The 25,837-nt window shown below is 56.4% G+C and carries 26 protein-coding genes; 17 read left to right on the top strand and 9 right to left on the bottom strand.

The genetic code is table 11. The features are described 5' to 3' along the window. Positions 1–143: 143 nt before the first annotated feature. The 13 genes from HHI26_RS15865 (at position 144) to HHI26_RS15805 (ending at position 10,071) form a co-directional block, all read left to right on the top strand. Positions 144–875, top strand: coding sequence for a MerR family transcriptional regulator (locus HHI26_RS15865; protein ID WP_159338090.1), 732 nt, complete (start codon positions 144–146; stop codon positions 873–875). A 10-nt stretch (positions 876–885) separates the two neighbouring features. After that, positions 886–1,317 (top strand): nuclear transport factor 2 family protein, encoded by a 432-nt coding sequence (locus HHI26_RS15860; RefSeq protein ID WP_171149358.1) that lies wholly within the window; start codon positions 886–888, stop codon positions 1,315–1,317. Beyond that, entirely contained in the window at positions 1,314–2,030 is a 717-nt protein-coding gene (locus HHI26_RS15855; protein WP_133841132.1) for an SDR family NAD(P)-dependent oxidoreductase, read from the top strand. The genes HHI26_RS15860 and HHI26_RS15855 overlap by 4 nt, the downstream gene beginning before the upstream one ends. Before the next feature lie 3 nt (positions 2,031–2,033). Further along, a complete protein-coding gene (locus tag HHI26_RS15850) occupies positions 2,034–3,299 on the top strand; it encodes an FAD-dependent oxidoreductase (protein ID WP_159338089.1) in 1,266 nt (421 codons plus the stop codon). Next, positions 3,296–4,012, top strand: coding sequence for a DUF1365 domain-containing protein (locus HHI26_RS15845; RefSeq protein ID WP_133841134.1), 717 nt, complete (start codon positions 3,296–3,298; stop codon positions 4,010–4,012). The genes HHI26_RS15850 and HHI26_RS15845 overlap by 4 nt, the downstream gene beginning before the upstream one ends. A gap of 3 nt (positions 4,013–4,015) precedes the next feature. Further along, entirely contained in the window at positions 4,016–5,245 is a 1,230-nt protein-coding gene (locus tag HHI26_RS15840; RefSeq protein WP_167864893.1) for a cyclopropane-fatty-acyl-phospholipid synthase family protein, read from the top strand. Next, entirely contained in the window at positions 5,242–5,724 is a 483-nt protein-coding gene (locus HHI26_RS15835) for a DUF2878 domain-containing protein (protein WP_171149357.1), read from the top strand. The genes HHI26_RS15840 and HHI26_RS15835 overlap by 4 nt, the downstream gene beginning before the upstream one ends. Further along, positions 5,721–6,230 (top strand): hypothetical protein, encoded by a 510-nt coding sequence (locus tag HHI26_RS15830; RefSeq protein WP_133841137.1) that lies wholly within the window; start codon positions 5,721–5,723, stop codon positions 6,228–6,230. Before HHI26_RS15835 ends, HHI26_RS15830 begins: the two co-directional genes overlap by 4 nt. 2 nt (positions 6,231–6,232) lie before the next feature. Continuing rightward, positions 6,233–6,766, top strand: a complete 534-nt coding sequence (locus tag HHI26_RS15825) for a DUF3833 domain-containing protein (RefSeq protein WP_133841138.1) — start codon at positions 6,233–6,235, stop codon at positions 6,764–6,766. A 74-nt stretch (positions 6,767–6,840) separates the two neighbouring features. Further along, positions 6,841–6,945: a protein YohO gene (locus HHI26_RS15820; protein WP_133841139.1), complete on the top strand. Its 105-nt coding sequence runs from the start codon at positions 6,841–6,843 to the stop codon at positions 6,943–6,945. A gap of 132 nt (positions 6,946–7,077) precedes the next feature. Beyond that, complete coding sequence (locus HHI26_RS15815; RefSeq protein ID WP_171149356.1) at positions 7,078–8,556, top strand: MFS transporter; 1,479 nt, start codon at positions 7,078–7,080, stop codon at positions 8,554–8,556. Between the two features lie 131 nt (positions 8,557–8,687). Further along, entirely contained in the window at positions 8,688–9,419 is a 732-nt protein-coding gene (locus HHI26_RS25370) for a DUF2384 domain-containing protein (protein WP_205945534.1), read from the top strand. 91 nt (positions 9,420–9,510) lie between these two features. Continuing rightward, positions 9,511–10,071, top strand: a complete 561-nt coding sequence (locus HHI26_RS15805) for an RES family NAD+ phosphorylase (protein ID WP_166653673.1) — start codon at positions 9,511–9,513, stop codon at positions 10,069–10,071. Here HHI26_RS15805 and idi read toward each other — a convergent pair. The 5 genes from idi to bglX form a co-directional block, all read right to left on the bottom strand. Next, on the bottom strand, positions 10,056–10,607 hold the full coding sequence (gene idi, locus HHI26_RS15800) for an isopentenyl-diphosphate Delta-isomerase (RefSeq protein ID WP_171149355.1): 552 nt from the start codon (positions 10,605–10,607) through the stop codon (positions 10,056–10,058). The genes HHI26_RS15805 and idi overlap by 16 nt on opposite strands. 132 nt (positions 10,608–10,739) lie before the next feature. Further along, on the bottom strand, positions 10,740–11,849 hold the full coding sequence (locus HHI26_RS15795) for a suppressor of fused domain protein (protein ID WP_171149354.1): 1,110 nt from the start codon (positions 11,847–11,849) through the stop codon (positions 10,740–10,742). Between the two features lie 117 nt (positions 11,850–11,966). Continuing rightward, the gene (locus tag HHI26_RS15790) at positions 11,967–12,377 is read right to left on the bottom strand and encodes a lysozyme inhibitor LprI family protein (RefSeq protein WP_133841144.1); all 411 of its coding nucleotides are present in this window, start codon (positions 12,375–12,377) and stop codon (positions 11,967–11,969) included. Between the two features lie 28 nt (positions 12,378–12,405). Beyond that, positions 12,406–13,272 (bottom strand): oxygenase MpaB family protein, encoded by an 867-nt coding sequence (locus HHI26_RS15785; protein WP_171149353.1) that lies wholly within the window; start codon positions 13,270–13,272, stop codon positions 12,406–12,408. Between the two features lie 78 nt (positions 13,273–13,350). Continuing rightward, positions 13,351–15,648 (bottom strand): beta-glucosidase BglX, encoded by a 2,298-nt coding sequence (gene bglX, locus HHI26_RS15780; RefSeq protein WP_133841146.1) that lies wholly within the window; start codon positions 15,646–15,648, stop codon positions 13,351–13,353. Between the two features lie 190 nt (positions 15,649–15,838). Here bglX and dld point away from each other — a divergent pair, with 190 nt between their 5' ends. Next, positions 15,839–17,581: a D-lactate dehydrogenase gene (gene dld, locus HHI26_RS15775; RefSeq protein ID WP_171149352.1), complete on the top strand. Its 1,743-nt coding sequence runs from the start codon at positions 15,839–15,841 to the stop codon at positions 17,579–17,581. Between the two features lie 55 nt (positions 17,582–17,636). Here dld and HHI26_RS15770 read toward each other — a convergent pair whose 3' ends face one another. After that, complete coding sequence (locus tag HHI26_RS15770; protein ID WP_159338082.1) at positions 17,637–20,066, bottom strand: DUF3772 domain-containing protein; 2,430 nt, start codon at positions 20,064–20,066, stop codon at positions 17,637–17,639. A gap of 187 nt (positions 20,067–20,253) precedes the next feature. Between HHI26_RS15770 and HHI26_RS15765 the strand changes: the two genes are divergently transcribed. Next, positions 20,254–20,769: a GNAT family N-acetyltransferase gene (locus HHI26_RS15765; protein ID WP_171149351.1), complete on the top strand. Its 516-nt coding sequence runs from the start codon at positions 20,254–20,256 to the stop codon at positions 20,767–20,769. A 40-nt stretch (positions 20,770–20,809) separates the two neighbouring features. Here HHI26_RS15765 and pbpG read toward each other — a convergent pair whose 3' ends face one another. Then, positions 20,810–21,763 carry a D-alanyl-D-alanine endopeptidase gene (gene pbpG / locus HHI26_RS15760; RefSeq protein WP_133841150.1) on the bottom strand — a complete coding sequence of 318 codons (954 nt, stop codon included), beginning with the start codon at positions 21,761–21,763 and terminating at the stop codon, positions 20,810–20,812. 166 nt (positions 21,764–21,929) lie between these two features. After that, complete coding sequence (locus HHI26_RS15755; protein WP_133841151.1) at positions 21,930–22,517, bottom strand: Yip1 family protein; 588 nt, start codon at positions 22,515–22,517, stop codon at positions 21,930–21,932. A 223-nt stretch (positions 22,518–22,740) separates the two neighbouring features. Between HHI26_RS15755 and HHI26_RS15750 the strand changes: the two genes are divergently transcribed. Next, entirely contained in the window at positions 22,741–23,307 is a 567-nt protein-coding gene (locus HHI26_RS15750) for a DedA family protein (RefSeq protein ID WP_133841152.1), read from the top strand. A 165-nt stretch (positions 23,308–23,472) separates the two neighbouring features. On the opposite strand, the gene HHI26_RS15745 is transcribed toward HHI26_RS15750, so the two are convergent. Then, complete coding sequence (locus HHI26_RS15745) at positions 23,473–24,117, bottom strand: DUF1028 domain-containing protein (protein WP_171149350.1); 645 nt, start codon at positions 24,115–24,117, stop codon at positions 23,473–23,475. A gap of 148 nt (positions 24,118–24,265) precedes the next feature. Between HHI26_RS15745 and HHI26_RS15740 the strand changes: the two genes are divergently transcribed. Then, complete coding sequence (locus HHI26_RS15740; RefSeq protein ID WP_133841154.1) at positions 24,266–25,837, top strand: ABC transporter substrate-binding protein; 1,572 nt, start codon at positions 24,266–24,268, stop codon at positions 25,835–25,837.

The raw sequence follows: 25,837 nt of genomic DNA, 5'->3' as shown, positions 1-25,837 counted from the left end.
CTCATATTTGGGAATTAATCTCTAATATGAGATATAGCTGTTTATTTTCATCATTTCAACTTGTACAACAAATAATACTTTGTACAACCTGATAATATTGGTTAGGCTGATAAAAAGTCTGACAGCAAGTCAAGAGGTAATACATGGCACTGTACAGCATCGGTGACGTCGCAGAACGCTGCGGCATTAATCCGGTCACGCTGCGCGCCTGGCAACGTCGTTATGGTCTGCTGAAACCACAGCGCACCGAAGGGGGTCATCGTCTGTTTGATGAAGACGATATTGCGCGCATTGAAGAGATTAAACGCTGGATTGAGAGCGGCGTGCCGGTCGGTAAGGTCAAAGCGCTGCTCGAAGGCGAAAACGTTAATATTGATGATGGGTGGCTTGCCCTTCAGGAAGAGATGCTGGCGGTTATTCGCCTCGTGCGTCCGTCAAAGCTACGCGTAAAAATCGCCTCAATGGGTAAAGAAAACCCGGCAGAAATGCTTATCGACCATGTTTTCATCCCCATCCGCCAGCGCCTTGGTTTAGATCAAAATACCGCCCGGGCCATGTGTAGTTTATTAGATGGTGCTTTAATTGATTACATAAGCTTCTGTTTAACGGGTTCACGCAAGAAAGCAGGCAAAGATGCACTGTTGATTGGCTGGGGCCTGACGGACCGACCCCGCCTGTGGCTGGAAGCCTGGCGACTCTCGCAGCAGGGCTGGCGCATTGACATCCTGGCCGAGCCGCTGGAGTCTCCCCGCCCCGAGCTTTTCCCCGGTCAGCATATTTTTGTTTATACCGGAAAAGCGTTAACCAAACGCCAGCAGGAACAGATGAGCCACTGGCAGGCGCAGGGGTTCTCGATTACCGCATACGGTCACTAAGGAATCAGGTATGACTCAGCAGGCCGCACTACAGCAGTTAGTGACATTTTACCAGACGCTGGACAGCGACACGCTGACAATGCTGGCGCAGATTTACCATCCGGAGATCTGCCTGAGCGATCCGGTAGGTGAACACCAGGGCATTGCGGTGGTGGAGCAGTACTTTGCCAGCCTGCTGAAAAACATGCGTTACTGCCGCTTTGTGGTGACGCAGGTGCGCGAGTTTGATACCGACGCGCTGCTGCTGTGGCGCATGGAGTATGCCCACCCTGCCCTGCAACGGGGAGCTGACCAGACGCTGGAGGGCAGCAGCTACCTGCAATTTCGCGACAATAAAGTGGTCTTTCAGCGCGATTACTACGATATGGGCGCCATGCTCTACGAAAAGCTACCGTTGCTGGGCACGATCATCGGCCTGGTCAAAAAGAGGTTGCAACCATGAAACGTGTCCTGATCACTGGCGCCAGCTCCGGCATCGGCCTGCAATTAGCGCAGGATTATGCAACGGAAGGCTGGCATGTCACCGCCTGCGGGCGTAATCCGGAGCGACTGGACGCACTGCGCCAGCAGTTCCCACTGATTGACATCTGCCTGTTTGATATCACTGACCTGGCTGAAACGCGCGCCGCTCTGGACGGCAAGCGGGCAGATCTGGCGATCCTCTGTGCAGGCACCTGTGAATATCTTGACCATGGCATTGTCGATGCCGAAAAAGTCCACCGCGTGATGCTGACGAACTTCAGTGGTCCGGTGAACTGCCTGGACAGCCTGCTCCCACAGATGCAGCCTGGCAGCCGCGTGGCGCTGGTCGGCTCTACCGCCAGCATGGTTCCCCTGCCGCGCGCCGAAGCGTACGGTGCCTCGAAAGCCGCGCTGGCCTATTTCGCCCGCAGCCTGGCGCAGGATGTCAAGCGTCAGCAGATTGGCATCACGCTGGTGCTGCCCGGCTTTGTCGACACGCCGCTGACACAGCGCAACGATTTTGCCATGCCGATGATTGTCGACGTGGTTCAGGCTTCGCGCTTTATCCGGCGCGGGCTGGCAAAAGGAAAGGCCGAAATCGCTTTCCCGGCGCTGTTTGCTTTTATTCTGCGGGTGACCTCACGGTTGCCCCAGGCCCTTCAGCGTCTGTTAACGCAAAAAATAGCGAGGTAATGCGTGCGCATTGCGATTATTGGCAGTGGAATTGCTGGCCTGAGCTGTGCGTGGAAATTAGCCCCACGCACCGAGGTTCATCTTTATGAAACCGGCAGTACACTCGGTGGCCATACCGCCACGGTGGACGTTGAGCTGGACGGTCAGCACTGGGCGATTGATACCGGATTCATTGTTTTTAACGATCGCACTTATCCGCGTTTTCAGGGATTCCTGGCCGAACTGGGGCTGGAAGGCAGGCCCACGGAAATGAGTTTTTCGGTGCGCAATTCCCGCACCGGGCTGGAGTATAACGGCCACACGCTCAGCAGCCTTTTCGCCCAGCGTAGCAACCTGTTAAAGCCCTCGTTTTATCGCTTCCTCGCAGAGATCGTGCGGTTTAATCGCTGTGGAAAGCAGTGGCTGGCGCAGCAGCAGGACCAGGGTTCACTGGATGAGTTTCTGACCGCGCAGGGCTTTAGTGAATTTTTTGCCCGGCACTATATTTTGCCGATGGGTGCCGCCATTTGGTCAGTCTCACTGAGTGAGATGCGCCGTATGCCGCTGACCCAGTTTCTGAACTTCTTCCATCATCACGGCCTGCTGGATTTAACCCAGCGACCGCAATGGTACGTAGTGCCCGGCGGTTCGCGGGAATATATCCGCCGCATGATGCAGCTGATCGGGCAGCAGATGCAGGTCTATCTCGATACCCCGGTCACCCGGATAACGCGTGATGCCGATGGCGTCACGCTGGAAAGCCCGCGAGGCGTCGAGCGCTATGACCAGGTTATTTTCGCCTGTCACAGCGATCAGGCATTGCAGCTGCTGGGCGATGCGTCGCCGCAGGAAAGTGAGATGCTGGCCGGTGTGCCCTATCGCGCCAATGAAGTGGTGCTGCATACCGATACCCGTTTGCTTCCACAGAACCGCGCAGCCTGGGCGAGCTGGAACTACCGTCTGGATGATGAAGCAAACGACAGCGAACAGCAGGGTGCCAGCGTGACATACAATATGAATATCCTGCAAGGCATTCAGTCACCGCATACGTTCTGCGTCAGCCTCAACCCGACACAACCGATCGATCCGGCCCGCGTGTTACGCCGCTTTGAATACCATCATCCGCAGTTCGGACCACATGCTCTGCACACACAAGAGCAGCGGCTGCTGCTGAACGGGAACAACCGTACTTGGTTCTGCGGCGCATGGAGCTACAACGGTTTTCATGAAGATGGCATTCGCAGCGCGTTAGATGTAACGACGGCCATGGACCAGGCAGGTTTACTGTGAACAGCGTGCTGTACAGCGGCCATGTGCGCCATCGTCGCTTCACCCCGGTGGATCATCAGTTCAGCTACCGCATTTTTATGCCGCTAATTGATCTTGATGAGCTGCCGTTGCTAAAAAATGTCGGCATCGGCCACCACAATCTGCGCGCTGCCAGCTTCAGTGAGGACGATTATCTTGGTGGCGGCAGCGGCATCAAAGAGCGTGCTCAGGCGCGCATTGCCGCCCTGACTGGGGAGCATCTTACCGGACGCGTGATGCTGCTGACGCAGCTGCGTTACTTTGGCTGCTCATTCAATCCGGTCAACCTTTACTACCTGTACGATGCTGCCGACAGCCTGCGCTGGATGCTGGCCGAAGTGCGTAATACGCCGTGGAATGAGCGTCATACGTATGCGGTGAAACCTGACGGCAGCGAAACCACGCAGAAAGCGTTTCATGTCTCGCCGTTTAACCCCATGGAGATGGTTTACCACTGGCGGCTGTCCCCGCCGGGTAAATCACTGCAGGTGCATATTGAGAATCACCGTGAGGGGCGCGAGTTTGATGCCACCCTGCATTTACGCCGTCAGCCGCTGACCCGGCAGACACTGCGCCATTTTCTCTGGCGTTTTCCAATGATGACCGTTCGTACCGCGCTGGCGATTTACTGGCAGGCGTGGAAACTTTGGCGCAAAGGTGCGCCGGTGTATGACCACAGCAAGTCGGAGAAATAACCCATGACTGGCACTGATTTCAGCCTGGCACGCCGTGCAAAAACGGGTAAACGCTTCTCCGCATCACGCCGGGTGATTTTATCCCTGTTGCAGGGCATCAAAGGGGCGGGATTAACCCTGCATGACCCGCATCTCGGCACCTGCTTCTTCGGCGATGCGCAGGCTGCGCTTCAGGCCGAAGTGATGGTGCATCACTCACGGGCGTATCGCCGTATCCTGCTGGGCGGCAGCATAGCCGCTGCAGAAACCTATATGGATGGCGAATGGGAAACCCCGGACTTAACCGCCGTGATCCTGACGCTGGCACAAAATACCCGTGTCGCTGATAAACTGGAGGCCCGCCTCAGCTGGCTGACCGCACCGTTTAATCAGCTGCGTCATGCGTTGCGCCGCAACAATGTGCGCCAGGCAAAGCGCAATATCGCCGCCCATTACGACCTCGGCAACGACTTCTACACCACGTTTCTTGATGAGGCGATGCTCTATTCCAGCGCCTGGTTCCAGCAGCCGGAGATGACGCTGGAGCAGGCGCAGCAGGCCAAAATGAAACGCCTGTGCGTGAAGCTGGGGCTGACGCCGAATGATCATCTGCTGGAGATTGGCAGCGGCTGGGGCGCCATGGCTGAATTTGCCGCTCGCGAGTACGGCTGCCGGGTGACCACCACCACCATCTCGCGCGAACAGTATGTCTATTGCTGTCAGCGCATCGCCGCCGCCGGGCTGAGCGACCAGGTAACCGTGCTGTGTGAAGATTACCGTGATCTTAGCGGCCAGTACGACAAAATTGTCTCGATAGAGATGATAGAAGCGGTGGGTAAAGCCTATATTCCGCTGTTTATTCAGCGCTGCCAGCAGTTGCTGAAGCCGGGCGGCCGTCTGGCATTGCAGGCGATCACCATCAGTGAAGAACGTTTTGACAGCTATGCGCGCGGCGTCGATTTTATCCAGCGTTATATCTTCCCCGGCGGCTTTTTACCCTCCGTCAGCCTGTTGCAGAACACGCTGCAAGAAATCAGCGATTTCAGCGAAATTGACCAGCTGGAAATCGGCCCGGACTACGCGCAGACCTTGCAACTGTGGCGGCGGCGGTTTGACAACGCCTGGCCACAGCTGTCAAAAGGACGCTTTGATGAGCGCTTCCGCCGTATGTGGCTGTTTTATCTCTGCTATTGCGAGGCGGGTTTCCGCGCGCAGACCATTGGCACCGTCCAGCTCACACTGCAACGCGCATGAGCCGCCTGCGCTTCTGGTTGCTCACCCTCGGTTTTGATCTCTACTGGGGGCTGGCCGTGGCGCTGCGCGAGCGCATCGGGCTGCTGCTGTGCGCCGGGGCGCTGCTGGCCTGGCTGCTGAGCCCGCGCGTGATGAAGCTGCGCCTGCTGCTGGTCGCGCTGGCAGGTATCGCGCTCGACAGTCTGTGGCTGGGCTTCGATCTGTTCAGTTTTAGCGGCAGCCACGCGTTTCCCGTCTGGATGCTTGCACTGTGGCTGACGTTCGCCTGCTGGTGGGGGCTGATCCTCCATCGCTTTGCACCTGACTGGCGCTGGCTGATCGTGGCTGGCGCATTGGGCGGACCCTTTTCCTATTTCATTGGTGAGCGGCTCGGTGGCCTGCAATGGCATCAGTCACCCGCCATGGCGCTGGGTGCACTGGCGATTGGCTGGGCGATCTGGCTACCGTTAGCCAGCAGACTCCTGCGGAGAAATTCATGAAAAAATGGCTGTTATTGCTGTTGTTATTTTCATCGCTGAGCCAGGCCGCTGACTGGCTACGCTGGAAGAACGTGGGCAAAGCGACGCTGACCTGGGGGCCATTTACACTGTACGATTCCCAGCTCCTGACGCCCGGCGGACGCTGGCAACCCGAGCAGTGGCCGCTGGCACTGGTGATCACCTACCGCCGCGACATCAGCCGCCAGGAACTGCTGGATGCCACGCTGGAACAGTGGCAGGCACAGAATACCGGCAGCAGCGATCAGCGTCAGCAGTGGCTACAACAGCTGGCCACCGTCTGGCCGGACGTCAGCGATGGCACCCGCCTGGCATTTCAGGCGGATGCCCGCGGCGGACAGTTTTACTGGCAGGCCGCCGGAACGCAGGCGGCTATTAGCCCGATCGGCCCGCGCTTTGATGCTGCCTTTCGCGACGCTTTCCTCAATATCTGGCTATCGCCATCGTCGACTTACCCCGATATCCGTCGGGAACTGACCGGAGGTTAATCATGTGGAAATCCCTGTTACTGACGTTCAGCCTGCTGCTGGCAGGCTGTGGTGCCACGCTGGAAGACTACCAGCAGGCGCAACCGAAGATTGATATTTTCAGCTGGTTCAACGGTGAGTCCCGCGCCTGGGGCATGGTGCAGGATTACAGCGGGAAGCAGATCCGCCGTTTTGAAGTGGTTATCCGCGGCCAGGTGGTGGGCGAAACCCTGACGTTAAACGAGCAGTTCGTTTATGACGACGGCGAGAAGCAGACGCGGGTCTGGCATATCCGCCGCCTGGCCGACGGCAGCTACACCGGAACGGCCGGGGATATTATCGGCACGGCAACCGGCCATGCCAGCGGTAACGCGTTTAACTGGCGTTACACCATGACGGTCAAAACCGACGACAGCAGTTATAAACTGAACTTTGACGACTGGATTTATCAGCAGGATGCGCAGCATCTGATGAACGTCACCTCGATGAAAAAATTTGGTATTGAAGTGGCACGCGTCACGCTGTTCTTCTCAAAACAGCCCGATTCGGCACAATAAAACGCCGGCTTTGGCTTAATTCCCACGGGCGAAAGCGCTATACTTCGCCCCTGGTTAAGAAAATGGATGAAGTGATGAACTTACAAAAGATTGGTGTGATATTTATCTTCCTGCTGATGGCGCTCGGCGGGATTGGCGGCGTGATGCTGGCCGGATATACCTTCATCGTGCGTTCCTGATCGTGCGGCCCGGCGGCAGCCTGTTGCCGCCCCGCTCGCACCGTTGGTTGTAACTTATAACCAGACGGAATTTAACACGACAGGTCAGACAGTTATGCTCTGAGTTTACTCATCACAATAAAACTCAACATCATGACTGAAATCACTTCTTCGGCGCACGTCGCGCTGGCAGGGAACACGCCGACAGGCGAAGTCGTCACCCTCCGTCAGGCATCGGATGTCTCTCAGCTGGTCAACACCAGCAGTCACTCTGGCAACAATGCACGTATTGTTATCGGTATCGCCCTCGGCGGTGTCTTTCTTGACGCCTATGATTTGGGTGCACTGGCATTTGGCATGAAAGATGTCACCCGCGAATTTGGCCTCTCCCCGGCTGGGGCAGGTATGATCGCCTCATCGATTACGCTGGGTGCCATCGTCGGCGCGCTGATTGGTGGCTACCTTACCGATAAAATTGGCCGCTACCGCGTCTTTATGGCGGATATGTTCTTCTTTGTTTTTGCAGCCCTCGCCTGTGCCTTTGCCCCCAATGAGTACGTTCTGGCCGGTGCGCGTTTCGTGATGGGCATGGGCATCGGTATTGATTTACCGGTAGCGATGGCTTTTCTTGCCGAGTTTTCCAAACTGCGGGGGCGCGGCAATAAAGCCGCCAGTATTGCCATGTGGTGCCCCACCTGGTACGCAGCGATCTCTATCTCTTATCTGCTGGTGTTGTTCTTCTGGTCAGTGCTGCCGGAAAGCCACAGCGACCTGATGTGGCGCATTATTCTTGGCTTCGGGGCCGTACCGGCACTGATTATTATCGCCATTCGCAGTCGCTATATGAGCGAGTCTCCGGTCTGGGCCGCCAATCAGGGTGACCTGAAAGGGGCAGCGGCCATCCTGCGCAGCTCCTGGGGCATTAATGCACATGTCGCCGCAGATGCGGATCTCGCGCCAGTCAAAGCGGTACGCCGTGCCAGCTGGAGCAACTACGGCTCGCTGTTCAAAGGGGTTTACCTGAAGCGTACCGTGCTGGCGACTATTACCTCGATTGTCTCCCCCTTCGCCTATAACGCGGTGGCGTTTGGCCTGCCGGTGATTATCTCCAGCTTCCTGGCACAATCGATGCTGAACACCATTCTGCTGTCGCTGGCGCTGAATCTGTTGTTTGCCTTTGTCGGGGGTACGCTGGCCGTACGGCTGGTGCCACGTTTTGGTGCCTGGAAAATGATGACACTCGGTTATACGTTCCAGATCGCGGCGCTGGTCGGTCTGGCACTGGTTGGACGCCCGGAAGACGGGCAACAGGCGGCGATCTCGATTGGCATGCTGGCCCTGTTCCTGCTGGGCCAGGGCTTCGGACCGGGCGCACATACCATGACTTACGCCTCACTCAGCTACCCGACGTCGCTGCGCGGCGTGGGCGTGGGCTTCAATCAGACAATGGTGCGCGCCAGTTCGACGGCTTCGCTGTTCCTGTTCCCGGTGCTGGCCGCCCTGCTGGGCACTAATGTGTTCTGGGTGATTGGGATGGCACCGATTATCGGCCTGATCGCCCTGCTGGCTATCCGCTGGGAACCCTCAGGTTATGATGTGGATTCCGAGGATTTTGCTTTCAGTCATCAGTAGAGGAGAAAGCGTGTGGCGAAATGATTCGTCACACGCTCCCGCATTGCACGCAAATTTCGATGAAATTTTAGACATACCGACAAATATTCGATATATTCAAAATATGCAATATATCCAGTCGGGGGTGTTCTATGTCAGCAAAATCTACACCAGCCATATCAGAAACCATCAGCCTGTTTAATGGTCAGCAGCTACGCAATATGGCTGCTGAAGAGAGTGCTGAATATCTGGTCATCAATGTTAATCAGCTAAAAGATGCCGCCCCTTCGCCTGCAGGCAATGGTGTCGCATTGCGCAAAAAACTGGAGAAGATGGTCAGCAATCCCCTTCTTGATCCCTCCCTGGCGCTGGCTTTTTTTGAAATTGCCCAGACACTGCTTAAACCTGCGCGCAAAAAAAAACCCGCTCACGCCGGCGGAAATAAATCAGAAAGTATTTTTGATGGCTATGAGCAGTACCATGCACGTAATCAACAGCGTCAGCACGATATCCGTGAATTCGTACTGAGCGAAGACCGATGGATCAGATCCGGCGAACTGTCTGACAAAGCCCATTTTACCAATGCTAACCGCAGTGCCGGGCCCAATGCCTGGAAACGTCGGGGTAAAACCTTTGCCATCAACGTTGAAGGCCAGGACCGCTACCCGGATTACGCGTTTGATGAAGCCTGGCAACCTCTGCCCGTGATCAAACAGGTGCTGGACATCTTCGATGGCACACGCACGCCCTGGTCGCTGGCCGCCTGGTTTGCTACTGGAAACAGTTGGCTGGGGGGACGCAGGCCAAAAGACCTGCTCACCAGCGATCCTCAGGCAGTCACCGATGCTGCGCTTCAGGCAAAATCCGGAGCACAGCATGGCTAAGGAGAGCAGTAACGGAAAAGGACTTTCGCCGTTTTTATGTCCTGTAGGTTCGGTTGCGATTAACCCTGTGTTACTACCTGCAGGTCATTTATTGTTTCGCGTTCATCGTCAGCAGTTTGCTGGCGACAGTTTTAACAATACATTGCAGGGTAACGCGCGCTTCAGCCCGATTTTCGACCAGCAGGGCAGACTCATTCCGACACTCTATGCCGGAGACGTCACCAGGGTGGCGCTGTGCGAAGTGATATTTCATGATATCGATATTTCGCAGTCGGCTATCGTCTATCAGGTTAAAGCGTTGGCTGCATTTCGTCATAGCCAACTGGTCACCACAGTCCCCATGCAGTTAGCCAGCCTCGACCTGGCTTCATTGGTAAAAATGCGCGCCAACAAAAAGCTCATTCACTCCGATGCCAGTGAATACAACATTACACGCCAGTGGGCTGAAGCAGTCCATCATCAATATCCGCACATTCAGGGTCTGACCTGGCCTTCACGTCAACACGAAGGCCAGGCATGGTTGTTTTTTGGCGACCGTATTAACGGAGAATTACAGATGCACCACCAGGGAACTCAGCTTCTCACTACCCCGCCGGTGGTTGGCGAGTTACTGGCGCTGGCTGACCGAATGGGGATCTATCTGGAAGAGTGATCTGACTGCTGCGCGGTAAAACGCGCAAATTCAGAAGGGATGCGGGAAAACGTCAGCAAAAACCACGGAGTGAAGCGTTCCGGGTGAGCGTGCATTTCTCGCTGGATATCGGCCAGGGAACAATAACGCCAGTCGTCGGCCTCTTCCGGATTAATATCAGGCTGCACATCGCTGATGGCAAAATAGACGTGGCCATATTCATGTTCGGTCAGGCCATTACTGAGCGGCAGATAATAACTGAGTTCAAACACCGGTTGCAGCGTCAGGCGCAGCCCCATCTCCTCGCGCAAGCGGCGTTCAGCGGCATCCTGAGTCGACTCCTGCGGATAAGGGTGCCCACAGGTGGTGTTGCTCCACAGCCCGCCACAGTGGTATTTACCACTGGCACGACGCTGTAACAGCAGCTGATGGTCGGTGTTGAACACGTAAACGGTGACCGCACGATGCAGCAGACCTTTTTCATGAACTTCCATTTTTTCCATCTTACCGGTAGGACGATCCTGGCTGTCGACCAGAATAACTTCAATTGCAGACATGCCGACTCCTCAGAAATGATACTGACTATTCTGGCATAAGAGGCATCTCATGGTCTGCATAAAATCGTGCTTTATGCGAGGCGGGCGGAAACAGAAAGTTTCCCGGCGTTGGCAGGCCGGGAACGCAAAAAATTATTCTTCTACATTCACCACCTGCTGACGGGCGCGGAAAATATGCCCGCCGCCGTACTGCAACAGACGCGCCACCAGATCCAGGCCACCGTTCTCTTCGGCCTGCGCGAATTCGCGCTCAAGCTGCGTGATCGGGGCCGCCCAGAGCAGATTGACCTTTTCGCCGTCACGTTTTGGTAGCGGGAACTGGCCGCTTTCACGCCCCAGGGCAGATGAGAGAATAAACCCTTCAAACCCCATCGGGGCCACTGAGGATTCGAGCGTATGCCCTTCCCCCAGCCAGCTGAGGCGAGACCATGGCATATGCGCAAATCCGGCTAACGCACTGGCCATTTGCACGGCATTTTCTTCCGTCATCACCTCGGCATCGATGGCCAGCGCCAGCTCCGTCCGACGATATTCCGGGGCGAGGTCATCAAACAGGAAATCCACCCACGGCATCGGGCGGATGCACATGCCAAGCGTCAGAAAGTACCAGCAGCCCTCATGGTAATGCTGGGAGATCGCCATCGGCGGCCAGTTGCCCTGATCAATAGAGTAATATTTCAGTGATTCACCGTACTGCGCTTCATAACATTGCAGCATCTCCTGCTGGAAGGGCTCCCACTGCTGGCCATCCTGCCACTCGCGAAAAAACTGCCGGTGCTGTTGTGCGGCGGCGTAGTTTTTGTTGGTCGACGCAGAACCCAGCGGCGCGGTCAGACGGTTCGGTTTAATGCAGCCCGCCGAAAAGCTCACCTGCTGATCCTGGTACAGGCTCCAGCCCGGGATCACGGCCAGAAGCTGCCCCTGGTACCACAGAGCAGCACCGTCATCTGACGGCTCCCAAATGATCTGTAGCCCGGCCGGGTCAAGCATCGGCTCGGCGGCCAGCGTACGGCAATACTCGGCACTGAGCAGCGGCGGTGTGCCCTGCTCCATCGCGGCAACATCATCCTGCAAGGGGGCAGGCAACAGGTTACGCAACCAGCAGCCGCGCACGGCAAACTGTTGACGAAATGCGTCTGTCGGCCAGATATAAAAATACGCGGTGCGCTCATCCTGTTCGACAATTGCGATGAGCGTCTGTTGCTGATTGGTGACTTCAGCAATCTGATAGGGCTGTGTCATAACGCCTCGACGGTGTGTGGCGGGTTCCATTCCCTTGAGAATAGGCCTGGGCAATAAGAAGAGAATGGCGCGTTACATCACGTTGGGGCAAGGGTAAAAGTCTCAAAATGCCTTTTGTTACTCCCCCATATGGGTGCTTTCACGCAATCGATAGAGATCGCGGGCCTTCTCTTTAATCACATTCAGCTTCGCTTCTGACGCCACCAGCCCCCAGATTGTTCCCTGCTGCTGCTGATAAAAGCGGTTCATTGCCTGCAAATAACTGTCACGGTAGCTGATCCACGCCCGCTGGGCATTTTTCAGCGCGGCCTGCGCCTCAGGTGACTGCCCTGCCAGCAATAGCCGGTACTGTTTATTCAGCTCACTATCCCAGGCTTTATTCGCCACCTCATAACACTGAAGATTCTCCAGCGTGCTGACCGCCTGCTGCTGGCAGTTTGCCAGGCGGGTATCCAGATCCTGACGTAATGTTTCTGCTGCACTGGCCGTGCCGCTGAGCAGCAGCACGCTGATGAGAATATTTTTCATGATGAGATCCTTGAACCGTGAAAGAGAATTAACGTCCGACCCGCGTCATGGCCCGTTGATACGCCCCGCGCGAGATCGCCCAGCGCAGCAGCCTGGCAATCACCTCAATACGCAGGCGAATAATGCGCCGCCGTAGCGGAGAAAAATGCAGTCCGAACGCCTGTTGTACCCACTCCGGCAGCAGTTCAATGCCCGCCAGCAGCATGGCATTCATCGCCGGACGCGCCTGCCATGATGGCGCGGGCGCATTCAGCAGCAGGGATAACACTTCCTGTGTGCGTTCATCACAGCGCAACTGCGGCCGCATCGCCTCAAGATACGCAGCAACGCAGGCAACACTTTTCGGTACATCCTGCGCGCCCAGCGCTTCGGCCACTAACGCTGCCTCTGCATAATAACGATCCTGTTCAGCCAGACTGAGCTGCGGGTTTTTATAGCGCAAATGCGCCGCCAGGAAACTGCGGGTTTCCGCGACATGAACCCAGGTGAGCAGCGCCGGATCGCTGGCGGCATAAGGTTGCCCGTGCGCATCCACACCGCTGACGCGCAGATGAATGCGCTTCACCCGGTCAATCAGGGTGTGTGCATCGATGGTGTTACCAAAAGTGGTGACGGCGATGAACTGACTGGTGCGGCGTAACCGCCCCATCATGTCGTCGCGGAAAGTGGAGTGATCCCACACGCCAGCCAGCGCCAGCGGATGTTGCATCTGTAACAACAGCGCGGCGATCCCGCCACACAGCATGGAAGAAAAATCACCGTGCACCCGCCATATCACACTGTCCGGGCCGTACAGACCGGGGTCACCAGGTGGTTTTGACAGGTCAAACTCATTTAATGACAGGCCATTTAAGCGGAACACCTGCTGCTGAATTTTATCGCGAAAATTGACCATTACAGCGTCCAGTGAAACCGGGCGAGGCATGCCTCACCCCAATGGAAAATGAGGTGGGCATGCCCTGCCCGACCCGCTTTACAGGTAATCAAACTCCGCATCGACGGTGCGCGCGGAATCCAGCCCGATCATCACGCTGAATTTACCCGGCTCGGCCACCTGCTGCATTCTGGCATTCCAGAATTGCAACGCGCTGACGTCAATCGGGAAGGTGACGGTTTGTGATTCACCGGCCTTGAGCATGATGCGCTTAAAGCCTTTCAGCTCTTTCACAGGGCGGCTAATGCTGGCCACCTGATCGCGCAGATAAAGCTGGACCACGGTTGCACCATCGCGCTTACCGCTGTTGGTCACCGTGACGCTGGCGTTGACCGTGCCGTTACGTGGCATGGTCGTCGCAGACATCTTCACAGGCGACAGCGTGAACGAGGTATAGCTCAAACCGTAGCCAAACGGGAACAGCGGGCCATTCGCTTCATCAAAATAGTGTGAGGTGTATTTGTTCGGTTTTTCGAAGTTATACGGACGGCCACTGTTGAGATGGTTGTAATAGATCGGGATCTGGCCCACGGAGCGCGGGAAGGACATCGGCAATTTGCCAGACGGGTTGTAGTCGCCAAACAGCACATCAGCGATGGCGTTACCGCCTTCGGTGCCACTGTACCAGCTTTCCAGCATCGCATCGGCCTGCTGCGTTTCATGCACCAGCGTGAGCGCACGGGCATTCATCAGCACCAGCACCAGCGGTTTTCCGGTCGCTTTTAGCGCATCAATCAGTTTCAGCTGACTTTGTGGCAGCGTCAGGTCACTCCGGCTGGAGGCTTCATGCGCCATACCACGCGCCTCACCTATCGCCAGCACCACCACATCCGCTTTTTTAGCGGTGGCAACGGCTTCATCCAGCATCTGCTGCGGTGAACGCGTATCGACGGTCATCGCTTTTTCATACAGGTTGATAAAGTCCTGAATGCCTTTATCGTCGGTGACGTTCGCGCCTTTGGCGTACAGCAGCGTGGCTTTACCGGCCGTGGCGTTTTTCATCCCCTGCAACAGCGTGACGGACTGCGCTGCCACACCGGCGGCAGACCAGCTACCCATGATGTCGATCTGGCTGTCCGCCAGCGGGCCAATTAAAGCCACTGTGCCGGATTTTTTCAGCGGCAGCGTCTCCAGACGGTTTTTCAACAGCACCATGCTTTTGCGCGCCACATCGCGGGCTTCGGTGCGATGCAGACGGCTTTCCGCATTGGTGTCTTCCGGGTCGCTCCCCACCGGACCAAGATGGCTGTACGGGTCGTTAAACAGCCCCATATCGTATTTCACATTCAGCACATGGCGTGCCGCATCGTCGATCTCTTTCTCGCTCACTTCACCGCGTTTTACCAGGCCCGGCAGGTACTTGCTGTAATACTCATCGCTCATACTCATATCAATGCCGGACTTCAGCGCAATACGCACCGCGTCTTCCGGATCACGTGCCACGCCGTGTTTGATCAGCTCTTTAATGGCACCGTGATCGCTGATGGTGATGCCTTTAAACTTCCAGTCATCACGCAGCACCTCTTTCAACAGCCAGCTGTCGGCGCTGGCCGGTACGCCGTTCAGCGAGTTAAGCGCCACCATAACGCCGCCGCTGCCCGCATCTAACGCCGCTTTGTACGGCGGCAGATAGTCCTGGAACAGACGCTGCGAACTCATGTCTACGGTGTTGTAATCACGCCCGCCTTCCACCGCACCATAGGCGGCAAAGTGTTTGACGCTGGTCATGACAGAATAGCGATCCGCCGGGCTTTTGCCCTGCATCGCCTGCACCATCGTGCGGCCCATCACCGACGTCAGATAAGTATCTTCACCAAAGCCCTCTGAGCCACGTCCCCAGCGGGGTTCACGGGTCACATCCACCATGGGCGCCCAGGTCATATTCAGCCCGTCATCAGCGGCTTCATACGCCGCAATGCGGCCAACATTCGCTACGGCCTCGGTGTCCCAGCTCGCGGCCAGCGCCAGCGGGATCGGGAACTGGGTGCGTTGCCCATGGATCACATCATAAGCAAAGAACAGCGGGATCTTCAGGCGGCTGAGTTGCATCACCTGATCCTGCATCTGACGAATGTCATGCCGGGTGACGGTATTAAAGATCGCCCCCACCTGCCCCTGCTGGATCATATCGCGTATGGCGGATTTCGGATTTTCCGGCCCCACGCTGATCAACCGGAGCTGGCCGATCTTTTCATCCAGGGTCATTTTTGTCAGCAGGTCGGTAACGAATGCGTCACGCGCCTGCGGAGTCAGTTGATGTGGGCCGATCAAATCGTCGGCAAAAGCTGGCTGGATCGCCAGAGTAACGGCAAGGCTGACAGAACAAATCCATTTCATCAGATGATTTTCTCTCAAGTGACTGTGGCGTATCTATATTATTTTAGTGCAAGTAACAAGCGGGTGCAGTGTGTCATACCTTGAGAATAGCAGCTAGTTTTCAGGTGATGAATCACAGACGCCACAGGCCGGACTTTATTGCCACGCTGCGAGTGCTACAGTAGGACGGTGATACTGACAAGGATATGACATGCACACTTCCCAACACGCAGAACAAAAACTGATCGCTGAACTGGGCCGCATTGTGGGCCGCAACCATCTGTTAACGGAACCGGAAAAAACGGAACGCTATCGTAAAGGCTTCCGATCGGGCGAAGGCGATGCGCTGGCGGTGGTCTTCCCCGGCAATTTACTGGAGCAGTGGCGTATTTTGCAGGCCTGTGTTGCCGCCGACGTGATTATTCTGATGCAGGCAGCCAACACCGGGCTGACCGAAGGCTCAACGCCGAACGGCAAAGATTATCCGCGTGATATCGTGATTATCAGCACCCTGCGGATGGATAAAATCCAGTTGCTGGATGAGGGGAAGCAGGTGCTGGCGTTTCCCGGCAGCACGCTCTATCAGTTAGAAAAAGCCCTGAAACCGCTGGGACGTGAACCGCACTCGGTGATTGGTTCCTCCTGTATCGGCGCCTCGGTATTGGGCGGTATCTGCAATAACTCGGGTGGATCGCTGGTGAAACGCGGCCCGGCCTATACCGAGATGGCGCTGTATGCGCAGATTGATGCCAGCGGAAAATTGCAGCTGGTGAATCATCTTGGGATCAACCTCGGCGTCACACCGGAGCAGATTTTAGGCAAGCTGGATGACGACAGCTGGCAGCAGAGTGATGTGCTGCACGACCAGCGTCACGCCTCTGATCCGGATTACGCCGAACGGGTGCGCGACGTCGATGCTGACACGCCATCGCGTTTTAATGCCGATGAACGCCGCCTGTTTGAGGCCTCCGGCTGTGCCGGCAAGCTGGCCCTGTTTGCCGTCCGCCTGGACACCTTTGCCAGCGAAAGCGCTCAGCAGGTGTTTTACATCGGCACCAATGACACGGCGGTGCTCGACCAGCTGCGCCGCCATATGCTGGCCAGCTTCGATAATCTGCCCGTGGCCGGGGAATATATGCACCGCGATATTTTTGATATGGCGGAAACCTACGGCAAAGACACCTTTGTGATGATCGATAAGCTCGGCACCGACAAAATGCCGCTGTTCTTCACGCTCAAGGGACGCGCAGATGCCCTGCTCGCCCGGATCAAATGGCTGAAGCCCCACTTCAGCGACCGTCTGTTGCAGAAAATAGCCGCGTTGCTGCCGTCACATCTGCCACCGCGCATGAAGCAGTATCGCGATCGTTTTGAACACCATCTGATGCTGAAGATGTCCGGCGACGGGGTGGCGGAAGCGCGCGCTTATTTAAACGACTTTTTCAGCAGCGCCGAAGGGGAGTTCTTCGCGTGCGAAGGAAAAGAGGGAGCACACGCTTTCCTGCATCGCTTTGCCGCGGCGGGCGCGGCCGTGCGTTATCACGCGGTACACCATGAGGAAGTGGAGGATATCCTGGCGCTGGATATTGCCCTGCGCCGTAACGATCGTGACTGGTTTGAGCAACTCCCGCCGGAGTTCGACGATGCGCTGACCCACCGTCTTTATTACGGCCATTTCCTCTGTCATGTGTTCCATCAGGATTACATCGTGAAAAAAGGGGTGGATGTGCACGCGCTCAAGGAGAAGATGCTGGACATCCTGCACGCGCGTGGCGCGGAGTACCCGGCAGAGCATAACGTCGGGCATCTGTACAAAGCCAAACCGCAGCTGAAGGCGTTCTATCAACAGCTCGACCCGACCAACAGCTTTAATCCGGGGATTGGTAAAACCACGCGGGCGAAGCACTGGGGCGAATGCGGGTGCGATAAATCACAGGGGGACCGGCACGCCTGACCCTGAAACGGGCAACGTGTGCCTGCCCCCTAAACGGGCGAGGCATGCCTCGCCCCTACGTTTTAGGCTCCTGCAATACCATCTGACCGTTTTTACGTTCAATGATCATGGTCTGCGGTGTGGATAACATCACCCCTTCTTTGCGTAAGCGGGTGAGGATATCAAACAGCAGATCACTTTTCGCCCCACCCACCTGACGCGGGCTGGCAACGTTACCGGTTACAGACAGCACAATCCCCGTGGAGGTCAGATCCTTAAAGGTGACTGACGGCTCCGGGGTCTCCAGAATGCGTTCGTTCTCGTTATACACCTCAAGCAGCAGTTGACGAACCTGCTGCGGGTCAATATCCAGCGGGAAGGTCAGCGTAATGGTCGCCACCCCCTGGGCATTGCCCATTGTGGCATTACGTACGTTCTGCGAAATCAGCTGCGAGTTAGGCACAATCACCGTCGATTTATCACTCAGCTGGATTTCCGTGGCACGCACATTGATACGGCGAATATCGCCTTCAATGCCGCTGATACTCACCAGATCACCGACCTTAACAGGACGTTCCGTCAGCAGGATCAGGCCGGAAATAAAGTTCTTCACAATTTCCTGTAAGCCAAAACCAATACCGACTGACAGGGCGCTGACGATCCAGGCCAGCTTGTTCCATTGCAGGCCCATAATCGACAGGGTCATCAGGATCACCAGCACAAAACCGATATTACTGAACAGGGTGATCAGCGACAGGCGCATCCCTTTGTCCATCGTCGTTTTCGGCAGAAAATCATGCTCCAGCCAGCGCTTGACCGAACGCAGAACCCAGATGCCCACCACCATGCAGATCAGCGCATTCACCAGATGCGCCGGGACGATATTCAGGGATTCAAGGCCTTTACCGCCCCAGAACTCAATGGCTTTCTGCACCAGCTCAATCGGTGTCGAACTGCCGAAAGTACCGTTAAGCAACGCCATCGCAGCAGCCAGCACCAGCACAGTTTTGCCTATGGCGCCCAGCACTGCTGCAACCTGCCCCAGATGACGCTCATCGATATTCAGCGAAGCCTGAATGCGTTTACCGGAGGCATTGTTAGTGGAAAACAGACTTTCACACCCATCGGCCACCAGCTGGCTGAGGATATAGAAAGAGCCAAAAACAATCCCCATCCAGATCAGCTCGTAGCTCAGGAAGCGCGCCAGCGTGATATAGCCAATGACCAGCGCAATCATAATCGCCACGCCAATCAGCGTCAGCGCCATCTGGATCAGCCCGACCAGCGTAGATTTCGCCTCCGGCTGATTACCTTCCTGCATCATACGGCGACGTACGCGGTTGGTGCGCATACTGATTGACAGCGCCGTGGCACCAATCAGCAGTGCAGTCAGGCCGTTAGCAAAGATAGTGGTGCCAACGCTGGTGCTGGCGCTGCTGTTGAAGCTTTCAACTGTCTGGAAGATAAACACCAGCGCAGCGGTGAGCGGTGGGAAGGGTTTTAACGCCATCGCCACTTCATTAGAGATATTCGGCAAACGCCATGACGGGCGACGGGTGGAGAGGAAAGCCCGCCCGAGGCCGGCAATCAGACCACAGAGCACACTGAGTCCGACCAGCTTGTCAGCGAAATCCCGGACCTCGTCGACAACGTCATCGTGGCGGGTGAAGGCAAGGTCGAGGAAGTTAAAGGCCAGCACTACTGCGGCAAGGGTGGTGATAGCGGTCGCTGCCGCCAGGAAACTGCGGCGCAGGCGCCCTTCCGGCAAATGGTGAATCCCCACCCAGGCAAGAAACTCTTCCAGATAGCGGCGCCCCAGCGTGGCCACCAGGCCGGCGGCCAACAGCCATGCCAACGTGCCAAAGCGCCAGCCGGGTTCCCAGGAGAGCGCAGCGGCGCCGGTCAGCTCATCGACAAAACCGCTGATCTTTTCGCTGTCATCGCTTTGGGTGTTAAACAGCGGTGCCCAGAAGCGCGGGCCGAAAATACTGCCTGCGTTGAGCGCAAGCTGGGTTTTCAGCGCGTCACGACGCAGGTTGACGATCTGCGCTGACAGGTTAATCGCCCCGCTTTTGATCGCCTCGGCCTGTTTTATCTGGTCATCCATTTTGCCTTTCTGGTTTTCCAGCTTGTTGCGTTTGCTGGTGACCTCAGCCGTTTCTTTCACACCGCTGCTGGCTTCCGGGGCCGGACCCAGCACCGCCAGCTGCGCCTGTAACTGCGCACGCTGTGGGATGATGCTTTGCATCAGCGTATCGGCATCGCCGGACAACTCCAGCGCCAGATCGTTGAGCGCATTGAGTTTACTGTCGTTTGTTTCACCGGAAACCTGCTGTTTGATCTTGTCCAGCACCTTCTGCATTTTCGGCAGTTCAACGGAGGCGTTGATTTTAGGGGGAGCATCATTTTGCTGAGTGTTGTCGTTATCCGCCGCCAGCACAAACTGGGGCGACAGCGCCACCAGCGCCAGCAGACAAACACGAAGAAAAGTTAACAAGCCAGACATGTGCAGGTTCCTGAGACTAAGGGCAGCGCCGGGCGGCGCCTGTCAATTTTCCGGCTAGTTTAAGCTTTTGATCTGGCCGGGACTATAGGATTCGTGATGGAAAAATGAGGTCGCTGTCATAAGAATATTCTATGACCCCACCTTCCTGGTGTTATGGCAAATTATCCAAAAAACGCATGGAGCAAAAATGTCCCTTTCCTCTTCTGAGCCGATCGTCCGTGATGCAACACCAGGCGATATCGACGCGATGACCCGTATTTATAGCTGGCATGTGCTGCACGGTTGCGGTTCCTTTGAGGAAACGCCCCCCGATGCAACAGAGATGGCTGCCCGACATCAAAAAGTCTGTTCGTTCGAACTGCCGTGGCTGGTCGCCGAGATCGACGGGCAGGTCGTGGGTTACTGCTATGCCACACAATATCGTCCACGTCCCGCCTACCGTTTTACCGTTGAAGATTCGGTCTATATTGATGCGGAAATGGGGGGCCGGGGCATCGGCAGCGCCCTGCTGGCCGCGCTGATCGTCCGCTGTCAGCAAGGTCCATACCGCCAGATGCTGGCGATTATCGGCAATGGCGAGCGCAATGCCGGCTCGCTTAATCTGCATAAAAAAATGGGGTTTGAGATTGTCGGTAATTTTCGCGCCGTTGGTTTTAAACATGGCGAATGGCGCGATACATTACTGATGCAGCGAGCGTTATAACCAGGGCGACCGCAAAAAAAGGTCGCCCCGTGAGCGCAGGTTATTCTACCGCGCTGTCATCGACCGCCCGGTTAGTGACCACCTGCGAGGCTTTCTGCTTCTTGTAACTCAGCGCTGCCGGAGGAACCGGAGAGATTTTGCCGGTTTCCATCCACTTACGCAGACGGTTAGCGTCAGCAAAATGGGTGTATTTGCCAAAGGCATCCAGCACCACCAGTGAAACCGGGCGCTTATTGATCACCGTGCGCATCACCAGGCAGTGTCCTGCCTCATCGGTATACCCTGTTTTCGTCAGCTGTATATTCCAGTCCGGGCGATACACCAGATGGTTGGTGTTACGGAACGGCAGGGTGTAATTCGGGTTGCGGAACGTTGCCATATCTTCATGGGTGGTGCTGAGTTCGCCCAATAGCGGATAACGTTTGGTCGCGATCAGCAGTTTGCTCAAATCACGCGCCGTTGAGACGTTCTTAATCGACAGTCCGGTCGGCTCTACGTAATGCGTGTTACTCATGCCCAGTGCACGGGCTTTGGCGTTCATGGCGCGAATAAAGGCATCATATCCGCCCGGATAGTGGTGCGCCAGGCTGGCCGCCGCGCGGTTTTCTGAGGACATCAATGCCAGCAACATCATGTTCTTACGGCTGATTTCGCTGTTAAGACGCACGCGCGAATAGATTCCACGCATTTCTGGCGTACGGCTGATATCAACCTTGAGCATTTCGTCCATCGGCAGATGGGCATCCAGCGTCACCATCACCGTCATCAGCTTGGTGATTGAGGCAATCGGACGGACCAAATCCGGGTGACTGGCGTAGATCACATTCTGGGTGGTCAGGTCGACAATCATCGCACTGCCTGATGCAATTTCAGGCTGGGCCGATGCAGTTTCTACGGCAGGCTGGTGAGTACGGGCAACGGCCTGATTCAGGATGGCCTGACCAGAAAACAGCATAACCACACTTAATAGAGACAAACGGATTTTTGCAGGCATTGTAAACTTAGCGGCTGATAATGAGGGTGTGGAGACCACACACCGCGTCCCGCACTGTTGCGGGGGCTGGCGCAGGCATAATACGCCGGAAGTTAAGGATTATCCTACAGGATATTCGTTTCTGAGCGTTACCAAAACACCGCCGGTTTCCCGGCGGTATCCACGCTCAAAATAGCTGATAGCCGTAACCCCACATCAGCACGGTTATCGCCAGTAACACTTCAAACACCAGGATACCGATGGCCAGTGTGGAGCCGGAGAAACGTAAGCTCTCTTCGCGGTCAATGTTGAGGAGCAGCGGGATACCGACATACAGCAGATAGCCGGTATAAACCAGCGCCAGCGCGCCGACAAGGACACAAAGCCACACCAGAGGATAGAGAGCGACCAGCCCGCTGAGAAACAGCGGCGTTGCCACGTAACCGGCAAAGACACGACAGTTTGAGAGTGAGGGCCGCTGCGGGTAGTCACGCGCCATCCACCAGATCACCCTTCCCATGACGGCCACACCCAGCAGGATCAGCGCATAGAACAGGATGGCCAGTGAGAACGCACTGAATAACGACAGCGGAATAGTCCGTTCAATGCCGATATCCCAACCGATTTGAGTGGTACCAATGAAGGCGCAGATCACCGGGATCAACGCCATCAGCAGCACATGATGAGTGTAATGATGCGAGAGCGTTTCATTCTCTTGCTTAATGTCGCGCATCTCCCGACCCGGGTGCGCAAGAAGTCCCCAGACATGATTCATATCTTCACTCCTCTGTACAACGGACCGCCAGCAGGCACAGTCTCGGGCGGCATCTCTTCAAGTATAAGCGGCCCTGGCCTGTTTGTTTTTCATCCAGCAGATGAACGCGTTAAGCGCTTCATTTTCCGTTAAAAATAAACACGGAGACGGCCCTTTTCGCTGCAACTTTTATCAAAAGGGTTAGACTTAACCCTAAAAGCAACATGAGGAACGGGTTTAACAGATGGATGTGAATACGCTGATTTCCCAGTATGGCTACTGGGCACTGTTTATTGGTTGTCTGGCTGAGGGTGAGACATTTACGCTGTTGGGCGGTGTCGCCGCACATGAAGGCCTGCTGCATTTCGGCTGGGTGGTGCTGGTGGCGATGTGTGGGGGTGTTCTGGGTGATACTGCGCTGTTTTTCATTGGCCGCCGCTACGGTGAGCCGATCCTCCAGCGTTTCAAAAAACATCAGCAGCAAATTGAGCGTGCTAACCGCCTGATCCGCAAACGTCCGGTGCTGTTTGTGATTGGCGTGCGCTTTATGTACGGACTGCGCATTGTCGGGCCGATTATTATCGGGGCCAGTCAGCTCTCGCCACGCAAGTTCCTGCTCTTTAACGCGATTGGCGCCGCACTGTGGGCGCTGATTTTTGTTTCGCTCGGTTATCTCGGCGGCCAGGTGATTGCGCCGTGGCTGCATCAGCTTGACCATCATCTCAAGCACCTTTTCTGGCTGCTGCTGGCGGTGGTGCTGGTGTGGGGCATACGCCTGGCGGTGAAACACCGCCATAAAAAGCATCAGTAGTGGTCGACCTTCAGTGGTCGACCTTCGTTTCCAGTCGGCCAGCGCAGTCGGCTCCATTTTGGTCGGCCGGCAACACTGACCAGACTCTTCGGGCAGCCCCCGGCGCGGGATGACCGGAAAAAGGTCATCCCCGACGAAATGTGAATACCTGACCCGTTGCGGTCCCTATTCCCCCCCCGGCAACTGCCGGAAAAAATCCGCATAGGTGGGCGCGCGCACCTGCTCCAGCACCGCGGCTAATTGCGCCAGGGGGGCATCCGACCAGTCAACACGCACATCAATGTCGGCATAAGCACGACGATCCCAGACCTTTAGCGCCGCAGAACGAATGCCACGCTCATCCCCTCCGGCCTGATGCGCAGCATTGAGCGCCGCCAGCATCCGATCGGCCAGCAGCAGACGGTGCGCCGCTGCAAACGCAGTCTGCATCGCCGTCAGGACCTGTTCACTGACCAGCATATTGCCCGCCACGGCCAGCTGCGGGCCCGCCATGCTGCTGAAGCAGCGCCCGCACAGGTTGCCGCTCCAGTGCGCGGTCGCTCCGGCATTATCGATAATCAGCAACTGCCGCCGCTCACGCGCATCATCTTCCTTCAGCAACAGATGCAGCGTCTGTTCTGCCGTCAGCCCCTCAGCCAGCAATGCCAGCCCGCGACTGCCGTACAGTGGATTGGTCAGCGCCTGCGTGGCAATAGCACCCGTACGAGCGCGGCCATGGATCACCAGCGCACCCACGGCCGGGCCGCCCGTGGCCGTGGCCGCCGCCAGTGCGCCACTCTGTGGATCGCGTGCCACAATAGAAAAGGTCATTGCACCCTCCTTCTGCCAGGCAGATCAAATTTATATGGATAAATTATTGCACTTAACGCTATTTATACGCATAAATAACAAACAGGACAAACTTTGTTCATCCGCACGTCACACCGTGCGCTGACCACTCTGCTTAACGGGGACCACCATGTTCACATCGCTACGCACCGGGTTGCACTGTCTTTCCCTCTGCCTGGGCCTGCTGGCCCTGGCACCCCAGGCCGGGGCAGAATCTCCCCCCGGCGTGCTAATTATCGGCCAGGTGGCAGAGCCACAGTCGCTCGATCCTCAGGTGGCTACAGCTGCTAACGATTCGCGTATTCTGGTCAATATTTACGATGGTCTGGTGCGCAATGCGCCGGGTTCACTCTCGATTGAACCGGCACTCGCCAGCCGTTGGGAAATCAGCCCGGACGGCTTGCGCTATACCTTCCATCTGCGTGAAGGCGTCACGTTCCACGACGGTACGCCGTTCAATGCCGATGCGGTGAAATTTACCTTTGAACGCATGCTTAACAAGCAACATCCGTACTATCACACCGGCCCCTTCCCGCTGAGTTTCTTCTTCTCTTCCATCGATACCATCACCACCCCGGATGTACAGACGGTGGTGTTTACGCTGAAACAACCCTTCGCCCCCCTGCTCTCCAATCTGGCGACCCCTGCCGGGCTGATTGTGTCTCCGGCAGCGGTGAAGAAATATGACAAAGACGTTGGTCGCCATCCGGTCGGCACCGGGGCCTTTCGTTTTGGCGAGTGGCAGGCCAACCAGCGCGTGGTGCTGACCGCCAATAAAGACTACTGGGACGGCGCACCGAAGCTGGAAGCCGCCGTGTTCCGTCCGATTACCGATGGCAACACCCGTACCGCGGAGATGCTCTCCGGCGGCATTGATGCGATGGTGGAAGTGCCACCTGACACGGTAAAAACCTTCGCCGATAACCCGCAGTTCAAGATGCACCAGGCGGTCGGCCCGCACGTCTGGTTCCTGCTGCTGAACACCAAAGAGAAACCGTTTAACGATAAGCGCGTCCGCCAGGCGGTGAACTACGCCGTGAATAAGCAGGCACTGGTCGATAAAGTCTTGCAGGGATCGGCACAGGTTGCCGATGGCCCGATCCCTTCAGCATTTACCTGGGCGGCGAATAAAGAGGTCAGCCCGTATCCTTACGATCCAGAAAAGGCCCGTGCGCTGCTGAAAGAAGCCGGGGCAGAAGGAGCTACGCTGAATTTCTACGTCACAGAAGGGGGATCAGGGATGCTTGATCCGATCCCAATGGCCACCGCGATTCAGGCCGATCTGAAAGCCGTGGGCCTCAACGTCACTATTCAGACCTGGGAGTGGAACACCTATCTGGCCAAAGTGAATGCCGGGCTGACCCCGCAAACCCAGATGGCAGAGATGGCATGGATGACCAATGACCCGGATACCCTGCCGTTCCTCACCCTGCGGCGCGATGCGTGGCCGGATAAAGGCGGCTTTAATTCCGGTTATTACAGCAATCCCGAGGTCGATAAGCTGCTGGATGAAGCCCGTAGCAGCAGCGACCAGCAGACGCGCGGTGCACTGTATCGCCAGGTCCAGGCCCTCGTTCACGATGATGCGCCCTGGCTGTTCGTCGCCAACTGGAAGCAAAACGCTGTGACCACGCGCCAGGTGCAGAATTTTGCCCTGCAACCTAACTTCAACCTGATCCTGCATCAGGTCAGCAAACCCTGA

It is taken from the genome of Erwinia sp. JH02 (genome assembly GCF_013074405.1).
In the GTDB taxonomy this organism is placed as follows: Bacteria; Pseudomonadota; Gammaproteobacteria; order Enterobacterales; family Enterobacteriaceae; genus Erwinia; species Erwinia rhapontici.
Note: the sequence above shows the minus strand (reverse complement) of the source record. Positions and strands in the feature narration are given on the sequence as shown.